Source organism: Mediterranea sp. An20, from assembly GCF_002160055.1.
GTDB lineage: Bacteria > Bacteroidota > Bacteroidia > Bacteroidales > Bacteroidaceae > Bacteroides > Bacteroides avicola.
In genome coordinates this window covers 184,907-197,282 of sequence record NZ_NFJV01000002.1, presented here as the reverse complement: position 1 = coordinate 197,282, position 12,376 = coordinate 184,907, and the positions used below count along the sequence as shown (strand labels likewise).

Here is a 12,376-nt window from a genome sequence, read left to right as displayed (position 1 = left end):
GCACTTTTAACTGACTCTCAAAAGCCAAGAAAAAGAGGAGACATTCATTCGTGTTTGCCTCCTCTTTCTCAATCTACAAAATCAAAACCATGTATGTATTTATTCTTCAGCATCTATCTCATAACCGGGATTCTGCTCAATTTCAGGATCTGACCCCATCACAGTAGCATCAATAGGCCAAAGCAACAAGTGCTCATCTTGAGTCGTACCGTCCAATACGGGGGTATTCGTTTCAACCAGTTCCCCGTTAATATCCACCATCCAAGGGTTCTCGGTCGTATTCAGCCCGTAACCTACGCAGCCTTGTGGCTGGAATACGAAGTGGTCTTTCTGCGTGCCACCTTTCACCGTTGTCAAACGGCGCAAGTCCCACCAGCGCTGACCTTCCATAATAAACTCCTTATCCTTCTCACGCATGATAGCATTTTCATTCTCTACAAAGCTTCCTGCCACATAACCATATCTGGATTCATCCCATTTGTCGCCGTATGCTCGCTGACGGATGGCATTGATATAGTATTCCACGGCTGCATTGTCTCCGGCATAGTTGGCACATTCTGCAGCATACAGGTAAGCCAAAGCCAGACGATAAATGGGCATATCATTGGCAAAAGTATAATAAGTGCTGGAAGACACCATCTTCGGCCGGAACTTGCAGACAAAAGTACCGGCCAGTCTATACTTTGTCGGATCGAAGTCGGGAATGTATTGCATATCTTCCTCCCCTTCATTGACATACCACTGCGGATAAAACATATTAATACGGGAATCATCTTCATCAAACTGGTAATAGAGTGCATTCTTATAGGTATAACGCATTGGTCCAAAGCTGCAGGAACTCCAGATTTCAATATCCTCCGAAGTTCCGGTCTCCGGATCGTACCACTTCCCAAAACGGTTGGCTATCCCTTTCACATGTCCCCAGCCTTCCTGATCCTGCGTACTCCAATAGTTATTGTATGCTGTACCAGTAGTTCTGGCCCACAGCAAATAATAAGGCGGATAGGTATAATAGGCTCCGTCATTCTCGTCGCTGTAACAGATACTGTAAATGGATTCGGAATTGTGCGGAGTAGTCCATACGCTGAAATAATCCGATTGCAATTCATATCCGTAGTCATTAATTACGTTGTCAAAATAAGTGGCTGCCGTAGCTACATCTTCCGCAGCAGCGACATGGTCGCCAGTAGAAACCTTTCCCGACCACAAATAAACCTCACCGGCCAGCATTTCCGTAGCTGCTTTCGACCAATAATAATCTGCCGCACCACTATTATAGACGTAAGTAGAACTATTAAAGTAGTCTAAAGACTGCTGGATGTCACTCTTGATTTGTGTCAAAGTTTCTTCCGCCGTAGCACGTCCCTTATATAACTGCGTAGGATCATATTCCCCCAACACTACGTCAGGCGTCAGACGCAAGACCACTCCGCCGTACATACGGTACATCTGGAAATAAGCATACGCACGCCAGCCATAAGCGATACCGAGCAATCCGTTCTTCACATCATTGGAAAGGACTGTCGTATTGTCACACCGGTAAATCAGTTCATTCAGATTTGCGATGAAGCCATAATACCCGCCAAAATTACTAAACTGATAATTGGTGGTCTCATCATAGATGTTCTGTATGACACTGGAGTTCAAAATGCCCGACCCGTCAATAGTTGTCAGTTCAAAACCTCCTGCACGAAGTTCGCCTGCATAGAATAAGATATTGGCCGGATAATTAGCCCGGAACTGATTGGAAACCGCCGAAACGAACCCTTCGAATTCCGATTGAGTCTGCCAGAAAGAATAAGCACTGAACCAATCTTCCGGAGTCACATCCAGAATGTCACTACAAGAAGAAGTTGACATAAGCCCGGTTCCCAGAAATGTTCCCAGCATCAAAGTTCTGATATATTTTTTCATATTCAAATTCATATTAGATAAACATTATACATTTTAAAACGAAACATTCAAGCCAAACAGCAAGGTACGAGGCACATTATATGTACCGCCATTACCGGCTGTATTTCCGGAAGTATAGGTAACATTATCAGGCAAAGGAATCGTGCAAGACTTAATATAGCCCAAGTTCTGTCCTGTCACAGAAACTGTCAATCCCTGGCAATGGAACTTTCTGCAAATATCCGTAGGCAAAGTATAAGACAACTGAAGCTCACGGCAAGCCAGATAATTACCGCTTTGCGTAAAGAATGAGTTAGTCCGGATGTAACTATCTGTACCATACTGAGAGGCCCAAACCACACGCGGATATTTGGCATCAGGATTGTCCGGTGTCCACGTATCACGCACTTCTTCGCTGAAGGCCATAGCTCCTTGTCCCTCGCCCAGCCAGAAAGCAATATTAGAGTCGTATACCTGGAATCCAAAGCCCATATCAAATCTGGCATAGAGCTGAAGTCCCTTCCATTTCAAGGTCGTATCAAAACCTCCTGTCCATTTCGGTGTCAGATTTCCCAGAATCTTACGGTCACGGGCCTCCACCATATTGTCGCCGTTTCTGTCTTCATAGACAAAATCACCGGGCATCAACTGCACATTATTTGTATAGCCCATGGCAAGCAACCTCTGCCGTCCAGCTTCCGTGGCATAAACGCCCACGCCATACGAACCACCCACATCAATGTAGTCGCCCAACGCATCGACTTCTGCCTGCGAACGCACCATCTTGACCACTCCATAGCCTACGAAACTACCGGGGGTCTGCCCTTCCTGGTAGCCTCCCACATAATGAGTGTCCGTACCGTTACCCGTATATACTTCCGTACCACCTTGGCGATTATTGGTCAAACCATTATCCGGCAGTTTCACTATCGTATTCTTGTTGTAGGTTATATTGGCATTCAATGTCCACAGGAAATCACGCGTACGCAACAGAGTGGCGCCAAAGTCAATTTCAAGACCCTGGTTCCGATAAGAACCATTGTTAGCCACAACAGAAGAAAATCCTGAAGTCTGCGGCAACGAAAGAGACGAATATTTGTCCATTGTCAGGCGGTTGTAATATGTCAGCCCCAAATTAAAACGGTTCTGAAGGAAGCCCAAATCCAGTCCGACCTCTCCAGTACGGGTTCTCTCCCATTTCAGATTCGGATTGGGAAGGGTACTGATTCGATAACCATACACACTGTTGTACATATAAGCGCTATAGGCTCCCTGCAAGGTGTAATATCCCAAATAATTGGAATTAATCGTAGCGTTCAGACCGAATGACCCGCGCAGCTTTCCATAGTTAAGCCATTCCAGACCCAGATTCTTCCAGAAATCTTCTTCCGAGAAAACCCAACCCGCAGATACACCGGGGAAGTTACCCCACTTATTGTTTACCAACCGGGAATAACCATCCCGTCTGAAAGTCGCAGCAACCAGGTACTTATCCATATAATCATATTCCACACGGGCAAAATAGGACAAGAGTGCTTCTTTGGCATGCGAGGAGTCAATGGAGCGAGACTGTACGTCTGCATCATTCTGAGTCAAGCCCAGGTCTGCGAAATCACCCGTTGGAGCGCCATAACCACTGGCACTGAAATCACGGTAACGGCGCTTATACAGTTCACTTCCCAACATGGCGTTGACCGTATGCTTTTCTGCAAAAACGCGATTGAAATTAGCGACTACGTTATAGGTTTCATCAAAATAGCGCAAGAAAGAGGCACTTGTAGAATAAGTCCTGTCCACACCTGCCGACCCGTTAGGATTCAGCACGCCCACATTGGAATTATAGTAAGCATGATTGAAAGCTTCATCATATTCTTCGTTATAGAACCAGCTCATCGTACCTTTCAGGGTCAAGCCCGGCAAAATGGTAGCCGTCAACGATTGACTCATCGAGAACTTATCCGACTGGTAGTCGCGGTCGAAATTTCCCGAATTCGCATTGACATTGATAGTAGGATTGCTCGTGCCGAACAAAGGTGTACCATCTTCCGTCTCATAACGCACAAATTTATAACCTAAACCACGGTTCAGGAAATAAGTAGTGTTCAGCATTGGATCGTCATTCAGCCAATTGGCACGTGTAAAGTTAAAGACAGAATTCGACTCCAACCATTTGGTTATCTTGTAGCTGCCAGTCAGGGCAAAGCTGTAGCGCTTATAAAATGTGCCTTTAATAAGGCCGTCTGCATCGTAATAACCCAATCCAGCATAATAACTGCCCCGGTCGTTGCCGCCCGAAATGCTGATATTGTAATCCTGGGTTATATACGGATTCCGTCCGTTCATCTTCAGAGGGTCGGTATTTTTGTACAGAATATAATTATCACTGACAGGGTCCAGCATCTCCTTCCATCCCTGCTGCAACAGGTAGGCATTGGCATCTGTTTTTCTCAAGATATTATAAGACTGGCTATTGTCCAGCTCCGTACGCCCGATACCACCAGGCTGATTGGTAGCATACAGCATATTGTTGTATTGCGAAGCATAAGCTCCTCCCGGCAAAGTATGTTCGGCATTCTGAAGAGCCAGTCGGTAGTAATAAAGATAATCCTCATCCGAGCACATCGTATAGCCGTTATCGTAATAATTCATACCGACTTTCAGATTGAAGTCAATATGGGCAGAGCCTTGCTTTCCTTTCTTGGTAGTAATAAGAATAACTCCATTGCCGGCACGTGCTCCATAAAGGGCTGTTGCTCCCGCATCCTTCAATACGTTCATCGACTCAATGTCATTGGGATTTATATCCGACAGCGAATTGCGGATTACACCGTCTACAATCACCAACGGTTCATTGGAACCTCCGTCATAGTTCGAGCCACCGCGAATGGTGATAGAAGGCGTTGCAGCCGGTGAACCGGAAGTCACATGCACCTTCACACCTGCCACAGCACCCGCCAGTGCCTGCGCCGGATTGGCATGCGCACCGACCGTCAGGGCTTCATCGCTTACCTTGGATATGGAGTTGGTTACCTTGGTCCTTTTCTGAGAAACGCCGTAACCGATAACCACTACTTCCTCCAACATATTGTTCTCATGCAGCACTACACGCAGGCTTTTTCCTTCAAATTTCACCTCGGCTGTCTCATAGCCTACATAACTGATGTTGAGCACAGTACCTATGGGCACATCTGCTATGGAGAACTTTCCGTCTATGTCGGCTATGGCTCCCCGCTGGGTACCTGCCACACGAACCGAAGCTCCAATAAGAGGCACACCAGCCTCATCAACTACAATTCCCGTACATTCCTTGTCGTCTGCCTGAAAAGATTCAGTCGCAAACAAATTCTCTTTCACCGAGGCACTTGTCCCTATGGAATAGGAAGAAGTGACAACCAGTAATGTCAAAACGCCAAACCTAAGATTCATGCATTTCATGTCATCAAGATTTAATAAGTTAAAATATCAAGATTCAATTCTCCGCAGCAAGGGTCGTGAACTCTTTCCAATACAACTGCGCATCGCTGAAACCGCTCGATGCACTGGGTATGGCCTGCGTACATATCACATAGTCCGTATCAGGAGTCAAACCTGTAAAAGTGTATTGACAGGTACGATGGTCAAAAGTCAACTGCTCTACCATTTCACCTAAATTCTCACGCGTACCCAAATAAAGCGTAATAATATACCCGTCACAATTGTCATTGGGCACCAAAGTCCAGATGGGCGTAACCGTAGTGGCTGTACACTGACAACTATTAATGGCAACAGGCCCCATTATGCCGCCATCATCATCACTGCAGGAAACCAATCCCCAAAATGGCACTGCAAGCAACAACAGCGCCAACATCACATCTTTAATTTTTAATTTCATGATTCGATTTATTTAGTTAAACTTGTTATCGATGCAAACTTATAGATAATATTTAATATCTACGACATAAAAGCGTTAAATATTATAAACAGCCATACGTTTAACAAATTCTTTTCTAAACATACCGAACAATTCATCAATATACATATTTAATAAAAAAGATAATCCTTTATAAACGAATCTTACCCCTGCCACACATCGGGACAACTCCGGCAGACCACCAGACAAAGAGCCAAACAGAAAAGCAGCGCAAACAGTCAAGCACTACACTGTTTCACGCCACCTAAAAGCCCGAACCTCTTCCTGCCACATATCCGGCAGGAATCGTTCTGTACAACACTGACAAACAATCTGTTACTTCTTATATATTACAAGTCCGCTCCTTATACTTTGAAAAGAGGGCCGTTATACCTTAGAAATCCGCTCTCTATAGCGCTGATGGTTTTCTCGGGAAAATCATTCTGATACATCAGACAGGCTTCCTCCCTGTCAATCAGCCAGAGAACTCACTCCCTAAGCCCTCTCCACGTGCAAATATATCCCTCGATAAGATTCAAGCACACAATACCATAGCTGGGCTTTTACTTTTTGCAAATATTCGCCCAAGGAAGTCTAAAAACATACTTCTTCAAGAGAACAGAAGAAAATATTAATAATACTAAAACAAACGACATATAATAAATATTTTAATTATATTTGCCCCAGAATAATCTATTATTTTATAAAATAAACTTCACAATTTTAGCCAAAACGATACAATGAAGCAACTTAAATTACACTCCATGAGAAGCCTGCGTCCTGCACGACTTATCCAATGCCTGATAGTGGCAACGCTTTTGGGCCATGATTTAAACTGCCAAGGGCAGAACAACTCCATCCTGTTGCCACGCCCCCAGCAAATCAACTACACGGATGATTCCCTAAAACTGACAGACTCGCCAGACATTTACCCGGGGAATTATTATGAGCGATGGATAAACAAGACAGCCGACACGCTCCGGTCGCCTTACCGAATCCGCCTCAGCCAACACTTGCCGCAGATTCCCCTCAATCAGGAAGAAGCATACCGGATTGAAATAACCCGCCAACATATTTTTGTGGAAGCAGTGACCACGACCGGAGTATACAGAGCCATGCAAACCTTGGAGCAACTAAGCCGAAAGAAGGAAGGAAGCCTGGTGTTTCCTACCTGCCAAATCACAGACTGGCCGGCATTCCGCATCCGGGGATTCATGCAGGATGTAGGCCGGACCTACATGTCCATAGAAGAATTAGAGCAAGAAATAGAGTTGCTGAGCCGGTTCAAAATAAATGTTTTCCACTGGCACCTCACCGAGAACCAGGCTTGGAGATTAGAAAGCAAACTATACCCGGATTTAAACGCCGACAAAAACATGACAAGAATGCCGGGGAAATACTATACTTTGCAAGAAGCCAAAAAACTGGTTGAATTCTGCCGACAGCACCATGTGATGCTGATTCCTGAAATAGACATGCCGGGACACAGCGCTGCATTCGAACGTACATTCGGCACAGACATGCAAAGCGCAGAAGGAATGAAAATACTCAAAAATATTCTGGACGAAGTCTGTGAAACATTCGACGTTCCGTATATCCATATCGGAACCGACGAGGTGCAGTTCACCAACCCGTCTTTCGTACCGGAAATGGTGGCATATCTGCGCAGTAAGGGGAAAAAAGTTATCTCATGGAATCCCGGCTGGAAATACCGTCCCGGCGAGATAGACATGACGCAATTGTGGAGCTTCCGTGGCAAAGCACAGCAGGGCATACCCGCCATCGACTGCCGGTTTCACTATATCAACCATTTTGATTTGTTCGCCGATATCATAACTTTATACAACAGTCGCATTTATGACTGTACAGAAGGCAACGAAAGCATAGCCGGCAGCATTCTGGCTGTATGGAACGACCGCTACATCGACAACGAAAAACAGATTGTCAGAGAAAATAATTTCTACGCCAACATGCTGGCTATAGCAGAACGCTCTTGGCTGGGAGGCGGTTATGGCTACTTCAACGGGAAATATACCATGCTCAGAGACAGTACCCCAAAAGCCAATCTGGAATTTGCCGACTTTGAACGCCGCCTTCTGTGGCATAAACGACATACGCTAAGCCAAGTGCCCATTCCCTACGTGAAACAGACACAGGTGAGATGGAGAATAACAGACCCGTTCCCCAACGGAGGAGACCTGCAAAAGGCATTCCCGCCCGAAACAAATTCCGACACCGTCTATATCTATAACGGACAAACCTACAAGACTCATACCGCCCAAGGCGCCGGCATCTACCTGAGGCACGTCTGGGGAGACCTCGTACCGGGATTTTATGAACATCCGCAAGAGATGCACACAGCCTATGCCACGACCTGGGTGTTCTCGCCTCAGGAACAAGAAGCCGGACTGCTGCTCGAATTCCAGAACTACAGTCGGTCTGAGAGCGATTTGCCTCCACTACCCGGCACATGGGACTACAAAGGCAGCCGGGCATGGCTGAACGACAAGGAAATACTGCCGCCTGTATGGGAAAACACTCACCGGCAACGTTCAAGCGAAATCCCATTGGGTAACGAAAATTGTGTTTCCCGCCCCCCTCTCCCGGTTAAGCTCTACAAAGGATGGAACAAACTGCTGCTGAAACTGCCCGTTGGCAAATTCCAAATTCCCGAAACGCGGCTGGTCAAATGGATGTTTACCGCCGTATTCGTAACGCCAGACGGTAAAGAGGCACTGGAAAACATCATCTATGCGCCCGACAAATATGACACTACATCCAACAAAATTCCTATCAAATAAATACATAATATTATGAAAAGATGGTTCTTGACATCCGCCTTCATATTGGCGGGTTTTCACCTGCTTGCACAATCCTCACCGAGCAAGTATTCAACGTATTACTACCAACGAGCCTCACTCTTTGAAGTCTTACCTGCCACAACCCAGGATATTGTATTCGTGGGTAACAGCATCACTGACGGCGGAGAATGGAGCGAACTGTTTCAAAACCCGCACATCAAGAACAGAGGCATCAGTGGCGACACAACCAGCGGAGTATTGGACCGCCTCAACAGCATCACCCAAGGGCAGCCAGCCGCTCTATTCCTAATGATAGGCATCAACAACATACCCCAAGGGGAAACGGCAGACACCATAGCAAGGGGTGTACAGCGCATCTTGCAGGGTATCAGGAAGCAATCTCCTCGCACCCGCGTATTTGTGCAAAGCCTGCTCCCTGTCACACCGCGCTATAACAAATTCCAAGAACATACCCGCCGATGGCAGATGATTCCGCAAATAAACGAAGCGCTCCGGCAGGTGGCCGAGAATGAAAAAGTAACTTACATTGACTTGTTTTCGCATTTTGCCGATGAACAAGGGCAAATGAAAGCAGCATATACCAACGACGGACTACACCTGTTGGGCAGCGGCTATTTGCTCTGGAAAGAGATTCTAACACCTTACATAACCTCTATTATGCAGAATTATGAGAACTAACAGCCTATCGTTCTGGATTATCATGTTCCTGTTGTGCGCCACGCAATATCTTGCCGCACAAGTACCCGACAAAATAAAAGTGGCCTGCATCGGCAACAGCATCACCTACGGTTACGGATTAGACAACCCAGACAAAGAATCGTACCCGGCACGTCTGCAAGAAATGCTGGGGAATAATTATGATGTAAAGAACTTTGGAAAATCAGGCGCCACCCTACTCAACAAGGGACACCGCCCCTACAAAGACCAGGAAGAGTTTCAAAAAGCTATGAAGTTTGCTGGAGACATCGCCGTGATACACCTGGGTGTAAACGATACAGACCCACGAGATTGGCCCGACTACCGGGATTACTTCGTAGCCGATTATCTGGCACTGATAGACTCCTGCCGCAAAGCAAACCCCAAAGTTCGAGTTATCGTCTGCCGCCTGACGCCCATTTGGGACAGACATCCCCGGTTTGAGTCCAGCACACGGGATTGGGAAGACGAAATACAGCAAGCCATCGAGACCGTAGCCCAAACTGCGCAAGTACAACTTACGGATCTCCATGAAGTTCTGTACACCTACCCGCATTACTTCCCCGATGCCATACACCCCAACACACAGGGCGCCCAAATATTGGCACAGACCGTCTACTCGGCCATCACAGGTGATTTTGGTGGACTGAAGCTATCACCACTATACAGCGACAACATGGTTTTGCAACACAATTGTCCCATACAAATTCAAGGCACTGATAATGCCGGAGAAAAAATTACGGTACGCATCGGCAACCAAACACATACAACCATAACAGGCACTGATGGCCACTGGAGCGTCACACTTCGACCGCTGACAGCCAACGAGAATTATACACTGGCCATCTCCGACAGCAAGCAAAAAGTAACCTACCACCATGTTGCGGCTGGAGAAGTCTGGCTATGCTCCGGACAATCGAATATGGAATTCCAATTACAGCAAGCCACCACTGGCCCCAAGGACATTCCGCTGTCAGACAACGAGAACATCCGCCTCTTCGACATGAAAGCAAACTGGCAAACCGACAATAAAGCCTGGACAGCCACCGCGCTCGACTCTATCAACCAACTGCAATATTACCAGAAAACGAAGTGGTCCCAATGTACCCCCAAAACCTCGGCTACTTTCTCGGCAATCGCCTATTACTTCGGCAAAACGCTATATGACAGTCTCCAGGTACCCATCGGACTGATATGCAATGCTATAGGAGGGTCGCCTACCGAAGCCTGGATAGACCGAAGCACCATAGAACACCAGATTCCGGGATTGCTGCACAACTGGCCGCACAACGACTATATACAAAAGTGGGTAGGCGAAAGGGCACTCACCAACATGAAAAACAGTCACAACAAACTACAAAGGCATCCATACGCCCCCTGTTACCTGTTTGAAACCGGCATACACCCCCTTCAACAGTTCCACATACGGGGAGTCATCTGGTATCAGGGCGAGTCCAACGCACACAACGTAAATGTACACCGGAAATTGTTCAAATGGTTGGTTGCAAGCTGGCGCTCCTATTGGGAGAAACCCGACATGCCATTCTATTATGTCCAACTCTCAAGTCTGAACCGCCCGTCCTGGACTTGGTTCCGCGACAGCCAGCGCCTGCTCATGCAAGAGATCCCCTACACCGGGATGGCTGTATCATCTGATAAAGGCGACTCTCTGGATGTACATCCGCGCGACAAGAAAGCTATAGGCGAAAGATTAGCCCGATGGGCCTTACACTGCGACTACGGATACAACCTGACACCGTCAGGTCCTTTGATCCGGTCGGCCCGACTGGCCCGCTCTAACCAGGTAATCCTGGACTTCGATTACTCCCAAGGACTGCGCACATCCGACGGGAAGGCTCCCTCCTGCTTCGAAATCGCCGAAGTAGACGGCCTTTATCAGCCCGCCACGGCTACCATCCAAGGCAATCAGATTATTCTATGGTCTGAACAGATAAGGCACCCACGCTTCGTCCGCTATGGATGGCAACCCTTCACACGTGCCAATCTAATCAATGAAGAGGGACTACCGGCTTCTACTTTCCGGACAGAAATAAGCCGGTGACAAAGAAACATCCAACAAGCAGGCAGGAGGTTAATGCCCGTTCTGAAATGCATTACCTCCTGCCTGTTTTCTCATTTAATCGGTTCAATTTTCCCGATTAAAGATTTGATTTACCGCTCAATACTTGCTCCACACCCGCGTTCCGGCATCCGACTTCTGCACATACACGCTGCAATAAGTGTTCTGGCTACTGGCTTCCTCATCGGAATACACGTGCTGGCCGTTTATCTTCAAAGACAGCACATGGGTCACCCAGCCATCACCTCCGACTCCGTCGTTGGTATACCCATACGACAAGTCAAACCGATCGAAAGAACCGTTGGAGTAAACATAGAACGTATAAGTGTCCGTGCTTTGGTCTATCGGGAAATAACACTTGAAAAAAGGCATTCCGGCCTCATCCACGGCAATCTGGCAAGATGTCCACGTGCCCGAAGAATAATAGCCGTACTCATCCGGTTCCGGGATAGGAAGTTGCCCCTCCCGGTCTGCACAAGGCAATGGGAAAGTGGCCGGCAGCGTTTTATCTATCAGGCTGTTGCCTTCTGGATTGACATAATAGAAATGCACATCATTGGCCCGATAAGCATATCCGCCACCCGGCACCGAATGGTAATAAGGGTCATACTCGTCGCTGCATCCTCCAAGAGCCACCGCCCCGGCCAACAGCAAAAGCGTCGCTAAAAACTGACGTATTTTCATAGATGATATATTTTAATGAATATTCCCGTGATTTAAAGTCACAAAGCTAATAAATTTTCTCCGTTCTTCCAAGCAGATAGCCCAAAAAGAAAAGGGAAGCAATCCTTTCGGACAACTTCCCTTACTTGCGTTGGGCTACCTGGATTCGAACCAGGAATGACAGGACCAGAATCTGTAGTGTTACCATTACACCATAGCCCAAACTTATGTCGCTTTGATTTTGCGGTTGCAAAGGTACGGAGTTTTTTGGAACCTGCAAATATTTTCGATATTTTTTTGACGCAATCACACTAAAAAATTCTTCCAAAGGAT

At 46.8% G+C, this 12,376-nt stretch carries 7 protein-coding genes and 1 tRNA gene; 3 read left to right on the top strand and 5 right to left on the bottom strand.

All coding sequences use genetic code 11. The features are described from left to right. Positions 1-99 precede the first annotated feature (99 nt). From B5F34_RS02210 to B5F34_RS02200, 3 genes are all read right to left on the bottom strand, one after another. Positions 100-1,860, bottom strand: a complete 1,761-nt coding sequence (locus tag B5F34_RS02210) for a RagB/SusD family nutrient uptake outer membrane protein (RefSeq protein WP_162609272.1) — start codon at positions 1,858-1,860, stop codon at positions 100-102. Between the two features lie 87 nt (positions 1,861-1,947). After that, on the bottom strand, positions 1,948-5,328 hold the full coding sequence (locus tag B5F34_RS02205) for a TonB-dependent receptor (RefSeq protein WP_087334605.1): 3,381 nt from the start codon (positions 5,326-5,328) through the stop codon (positions 1,948-1,950). A gap of 34 nt (positions 5,329-5,362) precedes the next feature. Continuing rightward, positions 5,363-5,764 (bottom strand): fibronectin type III domain-containing protein, encoded by a 402-nt coding sequence (locus B5F34_RS02200; protein WP_087334603.1) that lies wholly within the window; start codon positions 5,762-5,764, stop codon positions 5,363-5,365. A gap of 758 nt (positions 5,765-6,522) precedes the next feature. Between B5F34_RS02200 and B5F34_RS02195 the strand changes: the two genes are divergently transcribed. Genes B5F34_RS02195 through B5F34_RS02185 form a run of 3 tightly spaced genes read left to right on the top strand, consistent with a single transcriptional unit; the run spans position 6,523 to position 11,362 of the window. Beyond that, positions 6,523-8,583, top strand: coding sequence for a family 20 glycosylhydrolase (locus B5F34_RS02195; RefSeq protein ID WP_239448752.1), 2,061 nt, complete (start codon positions 6,523-6,525; stop codon positions 8,581-8,583). A 12-nt stretch (positions 8,584-8,595) separates the two neighbouring features. Next, the gene (locus tag B5F34_RS02190; RefSeq protein ID WP_087334599.1) at positions 8,596-9,282 is read left to right on the top strand and encodes an SGNH/GDSL hydrolase family protein; all 687 of its coding nucleotides are present in this window, start codon (positions 8,596-8,598) and stop codon (positions 9,280-9,282) included. Between the two features lie 22 nt (positions 9,283-9,304). Continuing rightward, a complete protein-coding gene (locus B5F34_RS02185) occupies positions 9,305-11,362 on the top strand; it encodes a GDSL-type esterase/lipase family protein (protein ID WP_087334597.1) in 2,058 nt (685 codons plus the stop codon). A 117-nt stretch (positions 11,363-11,479) separates the two neighbouring features. Here the strand turns inward: B5F34_RS02185 and B5F34_RS02180 are convergent, their stop codons facing one another. Next, a complete protein-coding gene (locus B5F34_RS02180; protein WP_140392936.1) occupies positions 11,480-12,064 on the bottom strand; it encodes a hypothetical protein in 585 nt (194 codons plus the stop codon). 130 nt (positions 12,065-12,194) lie between these two features. Beyond that, a tRNA-Gln gene (locus B5F34_RS02175) sits at positions 12,195-12,265 on the bottom strand. Positions 12,266-12,376 lie beyond the last annotated feature (111 nt).